Origin of the sequence: Xanthomonas campestris pv. phormiicola (assembly GCA_025666215.1) — a bacterium.
GTDB classification, from domain to species: Bacteria; Pseudomonadota; Gammaproteobacteria; order Xanthomonadales; family Xanthomonadaceae; genus Xanthomonas_A; species Xanthomonas_A campestris_A.
The window spans coordinates 4,965,540-4,985,133 of sequence record CP102593.1; the positions used below are offsets into that span (position 1 = coordinate 4,965,540).

The window sequence follows — 19,594 nt, forward strand, 5'->3', positions numbered from 1 at the left end:
GTGCCCCGAAGGGGCGGATGAGGGTACGGGCGCCAGCCTCGTGCCCGACACACGAGCAGCACACCTGCCCAGCAGCCACGATCCCGCAGCGCCGCTGCACGGTCGCCGCGCTGCGGCTTGTACGCCACAATAGCCGGCCATCGCGCCGCCCCGGCGCCGCTGCAGCCAACCGAGGAGCCGTTCGATGTTCGTGGTGTGTGGAGAGGCCCTGTACGACATCTTCATCGACGGCTATGCCGGTACCGCGGTCGGCATGACCGCGCGCCAGGGCGGCTCGCCGTTCAACGTGGCGATCGGCCTGGCCCGGCTCGGCACGCCGTCGGCGCTGTTCACCGGCCTGTCCACCGATCCGCTCGGCCGCCAGTTGCGCAACACCCTCGAACAGGAAGGCGTGGCGCTGCAGCACTGCATCGACAAGCGCGAGGCGACCACCCTGGTGATGGTCGCGCTGGACGCGCAGGGCGTGCCCAACTATTCGTTCTACGGCACCGGCTGCGCCGACCGCGCGCTGACCGCGGCCGACCTGCCGGCGCTCGACGCCACGGTCGGCGGCCTGCATTTCGGCTCCTACACCCTGGTCGCCGAGACCACCGCCAGCACCTTCCAGGCCCTGGCCGAGCGCGAACGCGCGCAGCGGCTGATCTCGCTGGATCCGAACGTGCGGCCGACGGTGGAACCGGACATGGCGGTGTGGCGCGCGCGACTGGCGCGCTGGATCGCGCTGGCGCACGTGGTCAAGGTCAGCCAGGAAGACATCGAGCTGCTGTACCCGCAGCAGGACCCGTTCGCGATCGCGCGCGGCTGGCTGCAACAGGGTCCGTCGCTGGTGGTGATGACCCTGGGCAGCGACGGCGCGGTGGCCTGGCGCGGCGACGCCGAAGCGCGCGTGGCCGGGCGCGCGGTGCAGGTGGCCGATACCGTCGGCGCCGGCGACAGCTTCCAGGCCGCGCTGTTGCGCCAGTTGCCCGACCTGGCCGCGCTCGCCGCGCTGGACCCATCGGCGCCGGCGCTGCAGCGCTTGCTGGACTTCTGCGTGGCCGCCGCGGCGATCAACTGCACCCGCGCCGGCGCCAACCCGCCCAGCCTGGACGAGGTCCGCGCCGCGCTCTGAGGCGGCTCGCCCAAGCGTCCATCCCCAGGCAGGCCGCGCGGCTGCGCGGCCTGCGCCCGGATCGCCCATGCCGCCGGCATGAAAGCGAACGCCGGGTGCCGGGTTCGATATGATGGGACCGCTGCCGAAGCCGGCCCATCGGCTGGAAACGCCCATTGATCGACCTGTCCGACATCGTCCTGCGTCTCGGAGCCGCCGCCCTGGCCGGCGGCGCGATTGGCTTGAACCGCGACCTGCACGGCAAACCCATCGGTGTGCGCACGCTGGGGCTGGTCGGCCTGGCGACCGCGATGGTGGTCCTGCTGGCCGATCCGATCGGCAATGGCGGCTTTACCGATGCCGGCAGCCGCGTCGTCCAGGGCATCCTGACCGGCATCGGTTTTCTCGGCGCCGGGGTGATCTATCACACCCGGCAGCATGTCCGGGTCCACGGCCTCACCAGCGCCGCCTGCGCCTGGCTCACGGCGTGCGTCGGCATCATGTGCGGTGCCGGCCACTGGCGGATCGTGGTGGTGTCCCTGGTCGTCGCGTTCGTCATCCTGCTGTTCGGCGGCCGCGTCGAACGCGCGCTGCACAAGGCCCTGGGCGGCAAAGCGGAGCCTGCGCCAGCCGCGCCCGATCAGTCGTCGGACACCGGGCCGCACCAGCCCGGCAAGTAGATCGCGTCCTTGCTCCTGGCGATCGCGAGCGCCTGCTCCACGGCGCGTGCGAAATCGGCTTTGACCTCGCGGCGCGGCAGCCGGCGGCGGAACAGGTCGGCCCACAGGAATTCGCTGAACGGCGTGGTGTCCTTGGCAAAGCCTCCGGCGCGCCGGACCTCGCCGGCGACGCTGCGGTAGGGATCGTCCGTCAGGTCCGCGATCGACGTCGGGATCTCCTTGAAGGGACGGCGCTCGCCCTTGGCGTCATAGGGATACGCCCAGCGGAAATGATCCAGAACGCTCCAGAACGCCGCCTTGTCGACCACGCTGAGATCGGCGATGACGGTGACCAGGATGTCCTTCACCCCTTCGTCGTGCAGCGCGCGCGCCAGATGGTGATGGTCGACGACATAGAACCTGCCGTCCGGCCCCAGCACCACCGGGATCATGTGCTTGCCGAGCAATTCGGCGCGTTTGTGCTCCGACTTGTGGGCGCGCCAGCGCTTGCGCTTTTCCTTCACCTCGCGCATCCCCACCGTCATCTGCGTGGGCCGCAAGGACAGGATCGGGATCGGTTGCAGGATCGGTTCGCGGATATTGGCCATGTCGTTCTGGGTCCTTGGATCGGTCGGGTCGCGCCCGCGACCATGCGATGGCGCCGCGACCGCGCAAACGCGGCGGCGCCGGTTCCCCGTCATCGGCGGCGATCGTCGCATCCGCGCCACGCGGACAGCATCGCCGCGCCACAGCAGACGTCTGGCTAGAGTGACAGCGTCCGGTCCGTTTTGAACAGTCCCGCGTGGCGCCCGCGCCTTTCCGTGAGTGGGCTGGAGAGCGTTGCCGTTGTGCGTTCGCCGCGCGCGCGCACGGCGAACCGGCGCCGGCGACTGGACATCGGTCCATGCCGGGGCGATGGTGGGGCTGCCGCCGCCGGCTCAAGCGCACGCCGCCAGCGCCGATATCCTGTTCCTGAGTGTCGCCATGGGCGCCGCGTTTGCGGCAGGGCGGTGCGTTTACTGGGAGGAAGCGTCCGCATGCCGGATCAACGCGACGAGCCGCCGGCTGGCGGGCTGCGCAAGCTGTTGTCGCCGCGCCGGCGCGAACCGGCGGCGGCGGCCGCTTCCGCGGTGGCGCGGCATGGCCATGCGCGTGGTGCCGCGCATGCGGCGCCGGGCGAGCACGCCGATCCGGCCGCGGCCACCGCGGCGCTGATCCGCCTGTTCAATCACGCCCACGAGCCGCTGGAGCTGCTCGGCGCCTTCGCCGACGGCATGGCCGGCCTGCACGGCGAACTCGGCGACATGGGCCGGCGCCTGCAATCGGCGGCCGCCAGCGGCGACTGGCCCAGCTACGGCCGCGCGCTGCGCCAGCTGATCGACAAGTACATCCGCACCATCGACGTCGGCGATCCGCTGGCCGGGCCCAGCGACCCCGAACGCCTGCGCGACCTGCTGCGCCAGGCGATCGCCGGCGCGCTGGCCTCGCTGCTGCACACCCTGCCGGAACTGGCCAACGAAGCGGAGGCCACCGGCGAGGCGTTGCGCCAATGGCGCAGCGGCCAGCCGCTGGAGCCGGTGGCGCAGCGCGTGCGCGAGCTGTGCCACCAGGTCGCGCTGCGCGCCAGCGACAGCCAGGAGCAGCAGACCCTGCTGCTGGGCCTGTTCGACCTGCTGCTGGAAAACGTCGGCGAACTGCTCGACGACACCAGCTGGCTGCAGGGCCAGATCGCGGTGGTGCGCGACATGATCAGCGGCCCGCTGGACCGCTATTCGATCGAGGAAGCGCGCGGCAGCCTGCGCGAGGTGATCTACAAGCAGGGCCTGCTGAAGCAGGGCATCGCCGAATCCAAGGAGGCGATGAAGGACATGATGGTGTCCTTCGTCGAGAACCTGGACGGCATGGCGATCAGCACCAGCGAGTTCCACGACCGCATCGCCGACTACTCGCAGACCATCCGCGACGCGCGCAGCATCGCCGACCTCAACCGCCTGCTGCAGGAAGTGCTGCAGGACACCGGCCACGTGCAGCAGCAGGCGCTGCGCGCGCGCGACCACCTGATCGCCGCGCGCCAGGAAGTGGACGCGGCCGAGCAGCGCATCCTGCGCCTGGAGCAGGAGCTGCAGGACGTCAGCGGGCTGGTGCGGGTCGACCAGCTCACCGGCAGCCTCAACCGGCGCGGGCTGGACGAGCTGTTCGTGCGCGAACTGGCGCGCACCGAGCGCAGCGCGCAGCCGCTGTGCGTGGCGATGCTGGACCTGGACGATTTCCGCAAGCTCAACGAGACCTACGGCCACCCGGGCGGGGACGCCGCGTTGCGCCACGTGGTCGAGGTGGCGCGCACCACGCTGCGCGGCAGCGACGCGATCGCGCGTTTCGGCGGCGAGGAATTCCTGCTGCTGATGCCCGACTGCACCATCTTCGAAGCGGCCGCGGCGGTGACCCGGGTGCAGCGCGCCCTGGCCCAGCGCGCGGTGGTGCACGAAGACCAACGCGTGTTCGTCAGCTTCAGCGCCGGGGTGGCGATGCGCCGCGCCGGCGAAACCCAGGACGTGCTGGTCAAGCGCGCCGACCGCGCCCTGTACGAGGCCAAGAAGGCCGGCAAGAACCGGGTGGTTTCAGCGGATTGAGGCCGGGACTCGGGACTCGGGACTCGGGACTCGGAAGAGCGTGATCCGGCCGATAGGCCGCCGCAATGCGGAGCCGCACCCGTGCACCCGCTGTTACGAGTCCCGAGTCCCGGGTCCCGAGTCCCGCACTTTCTGAAACAGCACCACGGCCCCCAGCACCAGCGCGCCGGCGACGATGCCGACCAGCGCGTTGCCCAGGTTGAGCACCACGCTGCCCCAGGCGCCCTGCGGCGCGAGGCCTTCGAGGGCGTGGTGCAGCGGGCCGATGCTGTGCACCAGGATGCCGCCGCCGACCAGGAACATCGCCGCGGTGCCGGCGATCGACAGTACCCGCATCAGCCATGGCGCCAGCCACAGGATGCCGCGGCCGATCGCCGCGGCGGCGGCGCCCTGGCGGGTCAGGTACAGGCCCAGATCGTCGAGCTTGACGATGCCGGCGACCAGGCCGTACACGCCAACCGTCATCGCCAGCGCGATGGCCACCAGCACCATGAGCTGCTGGGAGAACGGCACCCCGGCGACCACGCCCAGCGACAGCACGATGATTTCCGCGGAGAGGATGAAATCGGTGCGGATCGCGCCCTTGACCTTGTCCTTCTCCAGCGCGACCACGTCCACCTTTTCGTCGGCCAGCGCCTGCAGCTGCTGCGCATGGCGCTGCGCGTCCTCGTCCCTGGAATGCAGGAAGCGGTGCGCCAGCTTCTCCACGCCCTCGAAGCACAGGAACGCGCCGCCGATCATCATCAGCGGGGTGATCGCCCACGGCAGCCAGGCGCTGATCGCCAGCGCCGCCGGCACCAGGATCGCCTTGTTGAGCAGCGAACCCTTGGCCACCGCCCACACCACCGGCAACTCGCGATCTGCGTTGACCCCGGTGACCTGCTGCGCGTTCAGCGCCAGGTCGTCGCCGAGCACGCCGGCGGTCTTCTTCGCCGCCACCTTGGTCAGGATCGCCACGTCGTCGAGCAGCGAGGCGATATCGTCGAGCAGGGTGAACAGGCTGGCGCCGGCCATGCGGGGATTCCATTCGGGGGATGAGCGGGGATTCTCGCCGATTCCGCGCGCCCGGTGGGTGAGCGCGGCCGCCCCGGCCTCAGCCGCGCATAACGCCGGCTCGGCTAGCGTACGCGGCAGACACCTGCCACCGCGAAGGAGACCCATGGACCAGTTCCTCACCGCCCCGCGCGCGATCGTCGACGACGTGCTCGACGCCGTCGCCGCGCTGCAACCGCTGCTGCGCTCGGATCCGGCCAGCGGCGCCCGCATCGTGCTGCAGGCCGAGCGCGACCCCGCGCAGGTCGCGGTGCTGTCCGGCGGCGGCGCCGGCCACGAACCGGCGCACGCCGGCTTCGTCGGCCCGGGCATGCTCAGCGGCGCCATCGCCGGCGACCTGTTCGCCTCGCCGGGGGTGGAAGCGGTGCTGGCCGCGATCCGCGCCTGCGCCGATGCGCCTGGCGTGCTGCTGGTGATCAAGAACTACACCGGCGACCGGCTCAACTTCGGCCTGGCCGCCGAGCGCGCCCGTGCCGAAGGCATCGCCGTGGCCAGCGTGCTGGTCGCCGACGACATCGCCCTGCCCGAGGCCGCACAGCCGCGCGGCCTCGCCGGCACCGTGCTGGTGCACAAGTACGTCGGCCACCTGGCCCGCGCAGGCGTGGCGCTGGCCGAGCTGGCGCAGCGCGGCCAGGCCTTCGCCGACCGCCTGCTGTCGCTGGGCATGGCCCTGTCCAGCTGCACCGTACCCGGCCAGCACGTCGGCCGCCGCGCGCCGGAACTGGGGCTGGGCATCCACAACGAACCCGGCACGCGCAAGGTGCAGCCGGCCTCGGTCGAGGAGGCGCTGGCGCTGGTGCTGGACCCGCTGCTGGCGCAGGCCGATGCGCGCTACGGCGCAGACGCGCCATTCGTCCTGATGCTCAACGACCTGGGCGGCTGCTCCACCCAGGAACTGGGCGTGCTGACCCGGCTGGCGCTGCAACGCATCGGCACGAACCGGATCGCGCTGATGACGCTGCCGGCGGCGCTGATGACCTCGATGGACATGCACGGCTTCTCGATCACCCTGGCCCCGGCCGACGCCGACGTGCTCGCCGCACTGCGATCGCCGGTGCAGACCCTGGGCTGGCCCGGCGTGCGCGTGCCGCACGCGCCCATCCACTTCACCCCGGCGCTGGCGCGCAGCGACGCGCACCGGCACGGCGCCCGCGACCCGCACCGCGGCGCGGCCCTGGCGCGGGTCGCGCAGGCGCTGATCGGCGCGCAGGCGGAACTGGACGCGCTCGACGCGCAGAACGGCGACGGCGATGCCGGCAGCACCTTCGCCGCCGGCGCGCGCGCGCTGCAGCAGGCGCTGGACGAAGACACCCTGGCAACGGGCGAGGCCGCGGCGCTGGCGCACGGCCTGGCGGCGACGATCGAGCGCAGCATGGGCGGCTCCAGCGGCGTGCTGCTGTCGATCCTGTTCACCACCGCGGCCACCGAGCTGGAGGCCGGGCACGGCTGGGGGGCGGCGCTGCAGGCCGGCGTGGCGCGGATGCAGCACTACGGCGGCGCGCAGCTGGGCGATCGGACCATGCTCGACGCACTGCTGCCGGCGCTGGAAGCGTTGGCGCGCGGCGGCCGCCTCGACGACGCGGCGCGCGCGGCACGTGCCGGCGCCGATGCCACCGCGCAGCTGACCCAGGCCCGCGCCGGCCGCTCGGCCGCGGTGCCGGCGGACGCGCTGCGCGGCGTGGTCGATCCGGGCGCCGAAGCGGTGGCGCGCGCCTTCGCGGCGTGGGATCGATGAGCGCCGGCAACGCACCCGGCCGACGCGTCACAAGCACCTGTGGGAGCGACTTCAGGGCACCTCTAATAACCTCGATTCTAAAAATTTCGCACTATGCGCATCAATGACTTGCGAGCGTTTTAGTCGAGTTTTTTGGGATTATTAGAGGTGCCCTTCAGTCGCGACGAACGGAGTGCTCCAGCGATCCGGCCTCGGAATCCGTCGGGACTGAAGTCCCTCCTACGATGCACCCAGCCGGCGCTGCCGTTCTTTTTGTAGGACTTCAGCCGCAACGGGCATTACCGATAACTCCGGTCGCGGCTGAAGCCGCTCCCACAAGGAACAGCGATGCGTGCCTGCCGCAGGCGCCGATCCTACTGCGCCGCGGCGGCCTCCGCCGCGCGCAGCGCCTGCGCCACCGCCTGCAACGAACCGTGCACCGAGCCAGGCTGCAACGCCAACGGCTGGAGGTTGCCGCGCACGACAACCTCCATGCGCAGCGGCACGCCCTGGGCATCGCCGACGAGGCGATAGGTGGTGGTCGCCCGCGCGAAGCTCAGCGTGTGCCGCGTGGCGTCGTAGACGAAGGTTTCCCCCTCGCCATCCGGGTACAGCAGCTCCACCTGCTGCTGCGCGCCGATCGCCGCGTAGTACGGCGCGCCGGACGCGCCGTCGCCGTCGTTGGCGAACACCACGATGCGCTTGCCGGACGGCGCCAGGCGGAACTCGAGCAGGATCTTGCGCTCGCCCGTGCCGCTGCCGCCTTCCTCGTCCCACAGATGGCGCTGCTCGGCCACGCGCTTGCCGCCCTGGTCGCGGTAGCGCGTTTCCTGGGTCAATCCCGGCCCCTCCGCCCTGGCGTCGTCGACCAGCTCGCGCTGCAGCAGCGGCTTGCCGTCGCGCACCGTGTACACCGCGAATTGGTGCCAGCAGCAACCATCCTTGGTCATGGTCCGGATCTCGCGCGCCTTCGCGTCCACCTCGAACAGGCCGCAGTTGCTCTGCGCCAGTTCGGTGAACTCCGGGCTCGGCGCGAAGCCATCGGCGGTGCCGAGGTACACCTGGTACGACGGGCCGTGGTAGCAACTGTTCTGCCCGTCCATCAACGCCAGATCCTTGATCCCGTCGAAATTGAAATCGTCGTAGATCAGCACGCTCTGCTCGCCGTACGGCAACTGGTGCACGTTGGCCTTGGCCTGCTTGCCCTGCGCGTCGGTGTCCAGCACCAGCTCGGGCGAGGCCACCTCGATCAGCGGCGTGTCGCTGCCGCGCGCGAACACGCGCACGATGCCGGGGCGGAACACCTCGTCGCCCGCATCCACTTCCAGCGTCGCCCGGTAGCGTTCGGAAAAGTCCTGCACCCGGTAGGTGACGTGTTCGCTGCCGGCGAACGCCTGCGCATCGAACCCCTCGTCGGCATAGCGCTGCGTCCCGGCGGCCGCCGTCGCCGACAACAGCGCGCCCAGCACCAACAGGCCGCCGCGCCACATGGCACGCGCGGGAGCGGAAACAGCAACGGCACGCGCAGCGGGAAACAGCATGACGACTCTTGGGAAGCGGCAACCTGGGCCTGGAACGCGCGATTCTAGGGCAGCGGCCGCGCCTGTGCCGGCACGTCCCCCGGCTATCGGTGCGCGAATGCTGCCGCGCCGCCGCCGGCAGATTCACCGGGCGACGACCCCGTCCCCGCCACACTGGCGTTCGCATTCCCTGCCCCGCCTGGAGCCCGACCTTGAGCGCGACGCCCGACGCTGCGGAGACCACCCAGGTAGTCGGCGGCCTCAGCCGCCGTACCCAGATCCTGCGCCTGCTGCTGCGCTACCGCAGCTCGGGGGTGTTCTCCGGCATGGACATGGAGGCCGCCGACGGCGCGCACGAGTTGACGCCGGAAGGCACGCCCGAGCAGTTCGTCACCGACCTGGAAGCGCTCGGCCCGACCTTCGTCAAGCTCGGGCAGATGCTGTCCACGCGCCCGGACGTGGTGCCGCCGGAATTCGCCACCGCGCTGGAGCGGATGCAGGAGAACACCGCGCCGGTCCCGGTGCAACGCATCCGCGAGATCGTCGAGGCCGAGCTCGGCGTGGCGGTCAACAAGGCCTTCTCCGCGTTCGACGACACCCCGCTGGGCACCGCCTCGCTGGCGCAGGTGCACCGCGCCGCGTTGCGCGACGGCACGCCGGTGGCGATCAAGGTGCAGAAGCCGGAGGTGGCCGCGCAGGTGCGCTCGGACCTGGAGGTGCTGAAGAGCTTCGCCAGCGCCGCCGACAAACTGACCGGGCTGGGCCGGCGCATCCGCTTCGCCGACTGGCTGGCGGAGTTCGGCAAGGCGCTGCTGGCCGAGCTGAACTACGAAGCCGAGGCGGAGAACCTGGCGCGCTTCGGCGAACACCTCAAGCCGTTCCCGCAGCTGTGGGTGCCGCAGCCGATCTGGGACCTGAGCAGCCGCAAGGTGCTGACCATGCAACTGGCCGAAGGCGTGCGCGTGGACAAGATCTCCGGGCTGCGCCGCACCGAGCAGCCGATGGACGACCTGGCCGCGGCGCTGGTGCGCGGCTACCTGGACCAGATGTTCGTGCACGGCGAGATCCATGCCGATCCGCATCCGGGCAACCTGCGCGTGCTGAGCGACGGGCGCCTGGCGATCTTCGACCTGGGCATGGTCGCGCACGTGCCGCCGAAGCTGCGCGAGCGCCTGCTCAAGCTGCTGTTCGCCGCGGTCGACGGCCGCGGCGAGGAAGTGGCCGAGGAGACCATCGCGCTGAGCACGCGCCTGGAGGACTTCGACGAGGACCGCTACCAGCGCGAGACCGGGCAGATGATCGCTCGCTACGCTGCGCACGACGCCACCTCCGAAGGCCGCGTGGTGCTGGACCTGGTGCGCATCGCCACCGCCTACGGACTGCGCACGCCGCCGGAACTGAGCCTGCTCGGCAAGACCCTGCTGAACCTGGAAGCGGTGTGCCGTGCGCTGTCGCCCAACCTGGACACGCGCAGCATGGTCGAGGACCAGCTGCAGCACGTGATGCGCGCGCGGCTGAAGAAATCGCTGTCGGCGGCGAACCTGGCCAGCGAGGCGATGGAAATGCAGGCGCTGCTGCGCGAAGGCCCGCGCAAGCTGTCGGACATCCTGTCGCTGGCCGCCGACAACCGCCTGCAGGTGCGCGTGGCCGGGCTGGAGGAATCGCGGCTGATGGAGAGCCTGCAGAAGATCGCCAACCGCGTCGCCGCCGGCATCGTCACCGCCGCGCTGATCCTGGCCTCCACGCAGATGATGCGCATCGACACCGGCGTCAAGCTGTTCGGCTACCCGGCCATCGCGATGGTGCTGTTCCTGCTCGGCGTGGCGCTGGGCCTGGGCATCGTCGCCAGCGCGGTGCTGTTCGACCGGCGCACGCGGGTGCGCGAGGAACGCGGCCGGCGCTAGGGCGGGTCATCGATCCCCGAGCAGGCCGCGTTGGGTCCGTCAGGCCGCCATCCGCTGCCGCGCGGCGCCGGATGGCGTCTGCCTGACAGACGCCAATCCATAAAGCCGCCTTCGCGCATGCCGCCGCCGCATGGCCAGCGCATGGGCACGCCGTTCACTTCCTTGCTTTTGCCGCAGACACGGGCAAGCGTGGCGCGATCTGCGCGGGCATGGGTGACACACCCCATCGAAATGATGCCGCTAGACTGATCCCCGGCTTCTTCCTGCCGGAGCGGTTGCGACCGCGACACTCGCCGCGGCGAGCGTTTCGGCTTCGTGGAAGCGCAAGCAGAACAGCGATGCGCATGCATCGAAAACGGCCAGCGAATCTCAAGAATTTCGATTATGTCGCCTTATCCAAAACTCGTCGAACCCGAGCAGATCAAGATACACCGGTTGTTTGCCACGCCCCTCGCGCAGATCGCGCATCCGGCGGCCGAACGTCTGAACGAAGTATTGAAGGAAGAAATCGATCGGAACCGAGCCCAGAACCCGGCCGGCGTGCGCCACAGCAATTCGGGGGGATGGCAATCCAGTGCGGACTTCAATCACTGGCCCGGCGAAGGCGCCATGGCGCTGACATCGTTCGCCAAGGATCTGGCCTACGAGTTGACGGCCGTCTACCATCCGCAGCATGGATTGGTCGTGCCCGATTTCGAGTGGAACATCAACGCATGGGCCAATGTCAACAACGCAGGGGATTCGAACGCTCAGCATGCCCATCCCGGCGCCTTCTGGTCGGGCGTCTACTGGGTGGATGACGGTGCCGGCGATGGCCCGGATCCTGGCGGAGAACTTCAGTTTCTCGATCCAAGAGGGGTCATGCCCTCGCTTTACAATCCGGAACTCAAGATCCGGATCGCAGGCTGCCTGAGTGCGGGATTGACGACCTCCATGACGCCCGAAAGCGGCTCATTGGTGATGTTCCCTTCCTGGCTCCTGCACTCGGTCGCGCTGTATACCGGTTCGCGGCCTCGCATCTCGGTCGCGTTCAACTTCAGCGTATGAGTGGATGCGCCCCTTCCCGGCCGCGTCGCGCATCCAGAGCATACGGGTTGCAGTGCCGCCGCCCGCAGTCACGGCTCCTTGCGCAGCAGCCGCACTTCCTGCGGCGATTCCAGGGCGATGCCCTCTTCGGCCAGGCGCTGCAGCAGGCTGAAGAACAGATCGCTGCGGATGCCGTAGACGAGCCGCGGATTGCCGACGTAGGCGAAGCTGTTGAGGGTGACGTGGCCGCTGGCGATGGAATCGATGAACACCGACGGCGCCGGATCCTCCAGCACGCCCGGATGCGCGGCATAGAGTTCCAGCAGCAGTTCGCGCAGCTTGGCCATGTCGGTGCCCAGCGACACCGCGAACTGGATCTGCACGCGGCCCAGCGGGCCGGCCAGGGTCATGTTGCGCAGAGTCTTGGTGATCAGTTCGGAGTTGGGCACGATCAGCGTGGAGCGGTCGCCGACCTGGATCTCGGTGGAGCGCACGCTGATCTTGCGCACGTCGCCCTCCTGGTCGCCGATCTTGACCCAGTCGCCGATCTTGACCGGCCGCTCGGCCAGCAGGATCAATCCGGACACGAAGTTCTGGATGATCGACTGCAGGCCGAAGCCGATGCCCACCGACAGCGCGCTGACCACCAGCGCGATCTGCGCCACCTCGATGCCCGACGCCGCCAGCGCGCACAGCGCGGCCAGCAGGATGCCGACATAGCGGGCCACGGTGCTGACCGAATTGCGCGAACCGTCGTCCAGTTCGGTCTTCGGCAGGTAGGTCCCGGTCAGCCAGCTGTGGATGTATTGCATCGCCAGCAGGCCCACGCCCAGCACCAGGGCCGCGCGCAACAGGGCGCTCGGGTATAGGTAACCCTTGCCGATCGGGATGCCCTGGGTCAGCACCGAGAACCAGTCGGTGATGGTCGACATGTTGGTCCCGAACGGGACCAGCAGCGCGCCCACGCCGATCAGCAGCAGCAGCACCCGCAGCGCCGCCGAGGTCAGCACGCCCGCCTGCTCCAGGCGGCTGACGCGCACGCCGAACGCGCCATTGGCGACACGGCCGATGCGGCCCTCGCTGGCGAACAGCCACAGCGCGAAATCGTCGGCGAAGGTCATCAGCAGGCGGATCGCGCCGACGATCATGGTGATCCAGATGATCTGCCGGGTGATGAACAGGCCCAGGTACAGATAGCCCAGCAGCGAGGCCAGCAGCGCCACCACCACCGCCACCCGCACCAGCACCCCGACCAGCGCCAGCACCCCGCCGTGCTGTCCCGGCGGCGGCGGCTGGCCGTTCTCCAGCGCCTGCGCCGCGGCCTCGGCGTACTGGCGCCGGCGCAGCCGCGACAGGCTGGTGAGGATGGCCAGGATCAGCACCGCGTACGCAAGCGCGATCACCCCGTCGGCGGCCACGGTGGCCGACTCGCTGGTACGGCTGGCGCGGTTGATCACCAGCAGCATGCTGCTGACCCAGGCCAGCGTCGCGGTCGCCCAGGTGTACTTGCGCAGGCGCCGCGCGGTGGCGTCGTCGATCGGGAACAGCCGCCACGACGGCTGGTTCGGCAGCAGCACGCTGGCGCCCAGCGAGCCCATGAACGCGGCGGCGAAGCTGTACACGACGAAGCCGTGGACCACGCTCTCCAGCTTCGCCGGCACCGCGCCGATGCTGCGCAGGCATTCGGCCAGCACCAGCGCGGCCAGGCCCGAGGTCAGCGTGCCCAGCAGCAGGAACCACAACGCCAGTCCGGAGCGGCGCAGGCGGCTGCCCGGCGCGCGCGACATCGCGTAACGCTTGCCCAGCCAGCGCAGCAGGTAGCGCAGCGGGAACAGCAGCACGAACGCGATGGCCAGGCCGATGCCGAGCGCGCCGGTGCCGTTTTCGGCGATCGCGTCGTCCAGCGCCTTTGCGCCCAGCCGGTACAGGCCAAGCAGGCGGTCACGGTCGGCGGGGAAATCGCTGGCGATCTGCCGCCACAGCGTCGGCGACAGCGGCGAAGCCGAGCGCAGCGACAGTTCCTGGCTGAAGTGCTCGGCCTGCACGTTCTCGATTTCCTCGCCGAACTGCTTGGCTTCCACCGCCAGCAGCTTGCCGCGCTTGATCCCCGAATCCAGTGGCGCGCGCTGCTTGGCCAGGTCCTTGCGCTGCGCGGCGATATCGTTGGCCTCGCCCGCGGCGGCCGGGCCGAGCTGCTGCAGCCGCGCATCGACCTGGGCCAGCTGCGGAGTCAGCGCCGCGACCGCGGCCTCGGCGTCGCGCTGCGCATCGGCCACCTTGCCGAGCAGCTCGCGCAGCGAGGCCTGGTCGTCGGCATCGTCCATGCTGCGCCGCGCGTCCTGCAACGTCTGCTCGGCGCCGCTCAGCAAGGCCTGCGGGTCGGGCGCCTGCGGCTGGTCCTGCGGCTGCGCGGTCGCCGCCGCGCTCAGGCACAGGAACAGCAGCAGCAGCGAACGGCGCAGCAACGGCAGCAGCACGGCGGAACGGGAAGGCAGGCGCACGCGGGGAACCGGCAGTGAAGCGCGGACCACCGCGCGTGCGGCGCAATATACGGCGTGGCGCTTGAACAGAGCCAGCGGCGTGTGGCCGGTGGGTGCCTGTCGCGGCTGCAGCCGCTCCTGCGAGAGCTCGCGTATGGGAGCGGCTTCAGCCGCGGCCGGGTCTCACTGCCCCGCCCCGGCCCGGGTCAGCAGCACGATCTTGCCGATATGCGCGCTGGATTCCATCCGCGCATGCGCCTGCGCCGCTTCGGCCAGCGCGAAGCAGCGGTCCAGCTGCGGCTTGATCCGGCCCTGCGCGAGCAGCGGCCAGACCTGCTGCTCCAGCTCGCGCGCGATCGCCGCCTTCTCCATCACCGAGCGCGCGCGCAGGGTCGAGCCGGTATGGGTCAGGCGCTTGGCCAGCAGCGGCATCAGGTCCAGCTCGCGGACCTTGCCCTGCTGGATGCCGATCTGCACGATGCGCCCGTCCAGCGCCGCCGCCTGGTAGTTGCGCGGCAGGTAGTCGCCGCCGAGCAGGTCCACGATCACGTCGGCGCCGCGGCCACCGGTCAGGCGCAGGGTCTCGGCGACGAAGTCCTCGTCGCGGTACAGGATCGCCGCCTGCGCGCCCAGCGCCAGGCTGGCGGCGCGCTTGTCGGTCGAGCCGACGGTGCTGATCACGCGCGCGCCGAAGGCCACGCCCAGCAAGGTGGCGACGCTGCCGATGCCAGAGGTGCCGCCGTGCACCAGCAGGGTCTCGCCGGCCTGCAGGCGGCCGCGCTGGAACACGTTGGCCCACACGGTGAAGAAGGTCTCCGGCAGCGCCGCGGCCTCGGCCAGGCTCAGCGGCGCCGGCACCGGCAGTGCGTTGCGTTCGTGCACCACCGCGTACTCGGCATAGCCGCCGCCGGCGACCAGCGCGCACACCGCATCGCCGCGCCGATAGCGCTCCACGCCCTCGCCCAGCGCCACCACCTCGCCGGCGAACTCCAGCCCGGGCAGCGGCGAGGCGCCGGGCGGCGGCGGATAGCTGCCGCGGCGCTGCATCACGTCGGGGCGGTTGACCCCGGCCGCGGCCACCCGCACCAGCAGTTCGCCGCGGCCCGGATGCGGCAGCGGCAGGCGCACCGGCACCAACACCTCCGGCTCGCCGGGGTGGCGGATCTCGATCGCGGTCATCGCATCGGGGAGCGCAGCGGCGGAGGTCGGGGACATGGCGGGAACCTGGGCAAGACGGCGCAGCGCCACGCGGGCGCGCAGCGCGGGAACCGCGATGATCGGCCTTCGCCGCGTTGCGGTCCGTGATGGCGCGCGCAGGCCGTTATCGACGACGCCTGCCGTTGCCGCGCCATGCACGGGTGTGCCGGCCGCGCCGTTGCCGCCCGTGGACGCGAGCAAACGCCCTACCCCCAAGCGGGATGCTGTCCGGCGCGACAGCGGCCCTTACAGGACAGCCGCGACGGACGCGCAGTCGACTCGGGAAGAGAAGGATCCGGTGAAACATGTGGGAGCGACTTCAGTCGCGACCGGTCTTAGCGGTAAAGCCCGTCGCGACTGAAGTCGCTCCCACACTATTTGAACAGCTGAAAGAAAGCCGCGTCAGTCCCCAGCCACCGCGGCCTGCACCGGCCAAGCGCTCAATGCCGGCACCTCGGCCTGCACCTGCTGTGGGTCCAGCCGTGCCTGCAGCGCCGGCAACGCGAGCGCCAACGGACACCGCAGGCGGCCGCCGCAGCCCGGCAACGGCCAGCGCTGCTCGCGCAGGCCGTTGCCGTCGAAGCGGTTCTCGCGCAGCGCCTGCAGGGTCGGCACCACGCTGCGCAGTTGCAGGTAGTCGCGGCCGCCCTGCCGCACCAGCTCCAGCAGCAGCGCGCCGCCGGGCGGATAGGCGTCGGGCTGGCCGGGCACCGTGCCCGGCACGTCGAGCAGGCCGGCCAGCTGCGCCAGGTTGGTGTCGTGGCCGAGCAGCACCAGCGCACGTGTCTGCGCCGGCGCCAACGGCGTCACCGTCGGGACCTGCCCGGCCGCGGACTGCAGCGTCGCCAGCAGATGCGCGAGCAGGTTGGAGCCACCGGCGCGCGCCGTCGGCAGGGCGCGCTTGCTGTGGTCGAAGGAGGCGTTGTGCAGCCCGATCAGGCGCTGCAGGGCGGCCGCGTCGGCGCGCCCCCACGCCACCTGCGCCAGCGGCAGGCCCTGCGCGTATTCCAGCATCAGGTTCTCGGCCAGGCTGCCGGCGCTCTTCAGCAGCTTGGCCGCCTGCGCGGGATCGTCCAGCCGTTGCGGATCGTCCAGCCGCGGCCTGTCCTGGCTCGGCGCCTGCGCGGCGCAGGCACCGCCCTGGCACCCGGACAACACCTGCTGCAGCTCGCGCAGCCGCGCGCGCGTGGCCGCATCCGGATGCAGCGGCGCGGCCACCGCGTCGTCGTCCTTGCCGTCGCCCTTGTCCTTGCCGGCCGCGTAGTGGAACAGCGGATTGTTCTGCTCGGCCGGCAACGCCAGGTAGGTTGCGCGGCAATCCGGCTGCAGACCCGCGCCGAAAGCGGCAGCGCTGGCGTGGTTGCGCGGCGTGCTGTCGGCGATCAGTACTACCTGCGCGGTAGCGCAGTCCGCTGCGAGCACGCCCTCGGCCAGCCAGCGCTGCCGAAAGCGCGCACCCAGCGCCTGCATCCCCGCCGCGCCATGTGCGGTGAGCATGCCCGGCGCCACCGGCCATTGCGGCCATGGCTGCGCTGCGTACCTGGCCAGCGCTTGCGGATCCTGGGTCGGCGCGCGCACGCCGTGGCGCATCACCACGATCGCCAGGCGCACGTCGGCCGCTGCGTGCGCATGGGTGGCAGCGGAAGTGTCAGCTGGCGATCGCGCCGCCGCGGCCGGCACTGCGGCCGCGGCCAGCATCAGCAGCGCGGCCGCGCGCTGCAGGCGCCGCGCGCGCGTGGCGGCGATGCCGCGCGTTTCGATGGAGATCTGCATGGCGCCGGCCTCAGAACTTCAGCGACAGGTCGAGGAACACGCCGCGTCCGGCCAGGCCGAAGTACAGCGGCTGGTTGTCGGAGGAGCGGGTGCCGGCGTAGCCGATCAGGGCATGCCGATCGAGCAGGTTGTTGACGTCCATGCTGATCGAATAGCCCTTCAGACCGTAGGGGCCCTGCGTGCTGCGATAGCCCAGCGCCGCATCCAGGCTGGCGTAGCCGCCCAGGCGCTGGTCGTTGCCGAACACGGTGGCGCCGCTGGCGTTCGTGGTGTTGTCCACGCCGTACTGCGCGCCGACCACCTTCTCCATCAGCGAACCGAAGTAGCCGGTGCCGCTGTTGTACAGCAGGCCCAGCGCCGCGGTCACGTGCGGGGTGCCGGCGACCTGGGTGCTGCTGTGCTTGTAGGTGGCCTCGTTGTAGCTGGCGTTGGCGTACAGGCTCAGCGTCGGCGTCAACGCGTAGGTGGCCTCGGCCTCGGCACCGCGGTACACCGCGCCGCCGCCGTTGACGTAGGCGCTCTCGGTGCCGCTGTCGGTGGCGACCAGGGTCTGGCTGATGTAGTTGCTGAAATCGATGTAGTAGACGTCGGCGCCGAAGGTCAGGCCGCGCGCGGCGTAGCTGGTGCCGAGCTGGTAATTGCTGGTCAGCTCCGGCTGCAGGCCGCGGCTGCCGTTGAGTTCGATCACGTCGATCGGCGGCGCCAGGAAGCCGCGCGCGGCCTGCACGTAGCCGCTCCAGTGCTCGCTGAAGGCGTCGTGCAGGCTCAGCGACGGCAGCGTCGCGTCGTAGCTGGCATGGGTGTAGGACGGTGCCGGCGGCGTGCTCTTGTTGAGCTGCGCGTCGAGCTCGCGCTGCACCCGCGAATAGCGCACGCCGGGGCTGAGGGTCAGCGTGTCGCTCAGCTTCCAGTCGTACTGCACGTACGGCTGCAGCGTGTCGGTGCGGTCGTGCAGCTGGTAGTTGTACAGGTACCCGTACTTGGTGCCGCTGGTCGCACCGGTGCTCATGTCCACCGGCAACTGCTCGCGCTCGTCCAGGTTGCGCTCCACCCACACGCCGGTCTGCAGTTGCCCCGGGCCCAGCTCGCGCGCCAGCCGCAGCACGTCGCCGAAGGCGTGGAAATCGTTGTCCGACAGCTTGCCGGGCACGTCCTTGGCCGACTTGGACAGCTTCTTGCCGGTGCTGGAGTAGAAGGTCACGCCATTGTCGGCGGCGCTCTCGCTGGTGGGGATGCTGCTCTTGGCGGCGGTGTGGTCGAAGCTGTTGTAGTAGACCTTGTTGTCCAGGTCCCAGTCGCCCAGGCGCGTGCTCAGGCCCAGATAGCTGAAGCTGGAGTAGTACGCGGCGCTGTTGTAGCCGGTGTAGTTCTGCAGGGTCGGATCGTCGCCCAGGCCGTAGCGCCAGCCGTGCTGTTGGATCTGCGCGCGGGTGGCGCCCTGCACGGTGTTCTGGTGCTCCTGGTTGTAGCTGCTGACGAAAGTCAGCGTGGTCGCCTCGCCCAGGTCGGTGATGGTCTTGACGAAGGCGTGCTCGCGACGGTCGTCGGTGCCCTTCAGGTAGGTGTCGCTGGCTTCCTTGGACAGGTCGGCGAACACGCGGGTGTTGCCGATGTGCTCGTCGGCGCTGACCCCGGTGGACCAGGTGTCCCAGCTGCCGCCGGTGGCGTACACGGTGACGCCGTCCACCGTGCCGGGATTGCGCGTGCGCAGCGCCAGGGTGCCGCCGAAGGTGGCGTTGCCGATGGTGGCGCCGCCGCCGGGGCCGCGGTCGATCTCGGCCTGGCCGAGCACGTGGTTGTTGAAGTAGGCCGACGTGGTGTGGTGCAGGTCGCTGGCGTCGCCGAACGGGATGCCGTCGAAGGTGATGTTGAACTGGCCGTCCTGGAAGCCGCGGATGCTGATGCCTTCGTTCTTGCCCAGGCCGGGACCTTCCGGCGAGGTGGTGACCACGCTCGGCGCGTACTTGATGATGTCGTCGTAGTTCGCGTTCAGGCGCAGGCCGTCGCGGATGAAGCGTTCGTCGATCACCGAGGTCGGCTGGCTCGCCTCCAGCGGCGCGGCGCTGGGCGCGAGCGTGTCGACGCTGTTGGCGGTGACGTTGATCGGCGCCAGTTCGCGCGGGCCGTCGTCGCGGTCGCCGTTGGCGGCCGCCGGCGTGGCCGCGGCATGCGGCGCGCGCGGAGCGGCGGCACTGCGTTGCGCCGGGGCGGCGCTGCGCACGATGCTGACCGTGCTCGGCGTCGGCATGCGGTAGTCCAGGCCGGTGCCGGCCAGCAGCTTCTGCAACTGCTGCGCCGGTGCCAGCCCGGCCGGCGCGCCGTTGCTGCGCTGCCCGGCCGCCAATGCCGGGTCGTACATCAGTTGCAGGCCGCTGTTGCGGGCAAACAGTTCCAGCGCCTGGTCCAGCGGCATCGGCGCGATCGCCGGTGCGGAGGCGGCGACGGGGGCCGACCACGCCGGCAGCGAAGAAGTGCTGCCGAGCAGCAGGGCGATGGAGACGACGAGCGTGTTGCGCATGGGACGTGGCTACCGGAGGGGAAAGGAAGG

The 19,594-nt window shown here is 70.6% G+C and carries 13 protein-coding genes; 6 read left to right on the top strand and 7 right to left on the bottom strand.

Annotation, left to right across the window (positions count from 1 at the left end; translation table 11 throughout):
* Positions 1–184 precede the first annotated feature (184 nt).
* The gene (locus NRY95_21030; protein ID UYC16133.1) at positions 185–1,111 is read left to right on the top strand and encodes a carbohydrate kinase; all 927 of its coding nucleotides are present in this window, start codon (positions 185–187) and stop codon (positions 1,109–1,111) included.
* 155 nt (positions 1,112–1,266) lie between these two features.
* On the top strand, positions 1,267–1,770 hold the full coding sequence (locus NRY95_21035; GenBank protein ID UYC16134.1) for an MgtC/SapB family protein: 504 nt from the start codon (positions 1,267–1,269) through the stop codon (positions 1,768–1,770).
* Here the strand turns inward: NRY95_21035 and NRY95_21040 are convergent.
* Positions 1,731–2,357, bottom strand: coding sequence for a chromosome partitioning protein ParB (locus tag NRY95_21040; GenBank protein ID UYC16135.1), 627 nt, complete (start codon positions 2,355–2,357; stop codon positions 1,731–1,733). The two genes, NRY95_21035 and NRY95_21040, sit on opposite strands and share 40 nt — an antisense overlap.
* Before the next feature lie 429 nt (positions 2,358–2,786).
* Here NRY95_21040 and NRY95_21045 point away from each other — a divergent pair, with 429 nt between their 5' ends.
* Positions 2,787–4,379 (top strand): diguanylate cyclase, encoded by a 1,593-nt coding sequence (locus NRY95_21045; protein ID UYC16136.1) that lies wholly within the window; start codon positions 2,787–2,789, stop codon positions 4,377–4,379.
* 93 nt (positions 4,380–4,472) lie between these two features.
* Here NRY95_21045 and NRY95_21050 read toward each other — a convergent pair whose 3' ends face one another.
* A complete protein-coding gene (locus NRY95_21050; protein UYC16137.1) occupies positions 4,473–5,393 on the bottom strand; it encodes a DUF808 domain-containing protein in 921 nt (306 codons plus the stop codon).
* Between the two features lie 145 nt (positions 5,394–5,538).
* Between NRY95_21050 and NRY95_21055 the strand changes: the two genes are divergently transcribed.
* A complete protein-coding gene (locus NRY95_21055; protein UYC16138.1) occupies positions 5,539–7,167 on the top strand; it encodes a dihydroxyacetone kinase subunit DhaK in 1,629 nt (542 codons plus the stop codon).
* Positions 7,168–7,520: 353 nt separating this feature from the next.
* Here NRY95_21055 and NRY95_21060 read toward each other — a convergent pair whose 3' ends face one another.
* Positions 7,521–8,687 carry a hypothetical protein gene (locus tag NRY95_21060; GenBank protein ID UYC16139.1) on the bottom strand — a complete coding sequence of 389 codons (1,167 nt, stop codon included), beginning with the start codon at positions 8,685–8,687 and terminating at the stop codon, positions 7,521–7,523.
* A 191-nt stretch (positions 8,688–8,878) separates the two neighbouring features.
* Here NRY95_21060 and NRY95_21065 point away from each other — a divergent pair, with 191 nt between their 5' ends.
* Together NRY95_21065 and NRY95_21070 are read left to right on the top strand one after the other, a co-directional pair.
* Positions 8,879–10,570 carry an AarF/UbiB family protein gene (locus tag NRY95_21065; protein UYC16140.1) on the top strand — a complete coding sequence of 564 codons (1,692 nt, stop codon included), beginning with the start codon at positions 8,879–8,881 and terminating at the stop codon, positions 10,568–10,570.
* 384 nt (positions 10,571–10,954) lie between these two features.
* A complete protein-coding gene (locus NRY95_21070; protein UYC16141.1) occupies positions 10,955–11,617 on the top strand; it encodes a 2OG-Fe(II) oxygenase family protein in 663 nt (220 codons plus the stop codon).
* A 68-nt stretch (positions 11,618–11,685) separates the two neighbouring features.
* Here NRY95_21070 and NRY95_21075 read toward each other — a convergent pair whose 3' ends face one another.
* The 4 genes from NRY95_21075 to NRY95_21090 form a co-directional block, all read right to left on the bottom strand.
* A complete protein-coding gene (locus NRY95_21075; protein ID UYC18656.1) occupies positions 11,686–14,073 on the bottom strand; it encodes a DUF3772 domain-containing protein in 2,388 nt (795 codons plus the stop codon).
* 186 nt (positions 14,074–14,259) lie between these two features.
* Positions 14,260–15,291 (bottom strand): NAD(P)H-quinone oxidoreductase, encoded by a 1,032-nt coding sequence (locus NRY95_21080; GenBank protein ID UYC16142.1) that lies wholly within the window; start codon positions 15,289–15,291, stop codon positions 14,260–14,262.
* A gap of 384 nt (positions 15,292–15,675) precedes the next feature.
* Positions 15,676–17,046 (bottom strand): histidine-type phosphatase, encoded by a 1,371-nt coding sequence (locus tag NRY95_21085; GenBank protein ID UYC16143.1) that lies wholly within the window; start codon positions 17,044–17,046, stop codon positions 15,676–15,678.
* Between the two features lie 10 nt (positions 17,047–17,056).
* Complete coding sequence (locus NRY95_21090) at positions 17,057–19,564, bottom strand: TonB-dependent receptor (GenBank protein ID UYC16144.1); 2,508 nt, start codon at positions 19,562–19,564, stop codon at positions 17,057–17,059.
* Positions 19,565–19,594: the final 30 nt, after the last annotated feature.

What these genes read in the sequence shown, in the direction of transcription:
- NRY95_21070 (UYC16141.1), top strand. Translation starts at nt 10,955, where the DNA reads ATGTCGCCTTATCCAAAACTCGTCGAACCCGAGCAGATCAAGATACAC.
- NRY95_21030 (UYC16133.1), top strand. Translation starts at nt 185, where the DNA reads ATGTTCGTGGTGTGTGGAGAGGCCCTGTACGACATCTTCATCGACGGC.
- NRY95_21080 (UYC16142.1), bottom strand. Translation starts at nt 15,291, where the DNA reads ATGTCCCCGACCTCCGCCGCTGCGCTCCCCGATGCGATGACCGCGATC.
- NRY95_21060 (UYC16139.1), bottom strand. Translation starts at nt 8,687, where the DNA reads ATGCTGTTTCCCGCTGCGCGTGCCGTTGCTGTTTCCGCTCCCGCGCGT.
- NRY95_21055 (UYC16138.1), top strand. Translation starts at nt 5,539, where the DNA reads ATGGACCAGTTCCTCACCGCCCCGCGCGCGATCGTCGACGACGTGCTC.
- NRY95_21045 (UYC16136.1), top strand. Translation starts at nt 2,787, where the DNA reads ATGCCGGATCAACGCGACGAGCCGCCGGCTGGCGGGCTGCGCAAGCTG.
- NRY95_21050 (UYC16137.1), bottom strand. Translation starts at nt 5,393, where the DNA reads ATGGCCGGCGCCAGCCTGTTCACCCTGCTCGACGATATCGCCTCGCTG.
- NRY95_21040 (UYC16135.1), bottom strand. Translation starts at nt 2,357, where the DNA reads ATGGCCAATATCCGCGAACCGATCCTGCAACCGATCCCGATCCTGTCC.
- NRY95_21085 (UYC16143.1), bottom strand. Translation starts at nt 17,046, where the DNA reads ATGCAGATCTCCATCGAAACGCGCGGCATCGCCGCCACGCGCGCGCGG.
- NRY95_21090 (UYC16144.1), bottom strand. Translation starts at nt 19,564, where the DNA reads ATGCGCAACACGCTCGTCGTCTCCATCGCCCTGCTGCTCGGCAGCACT.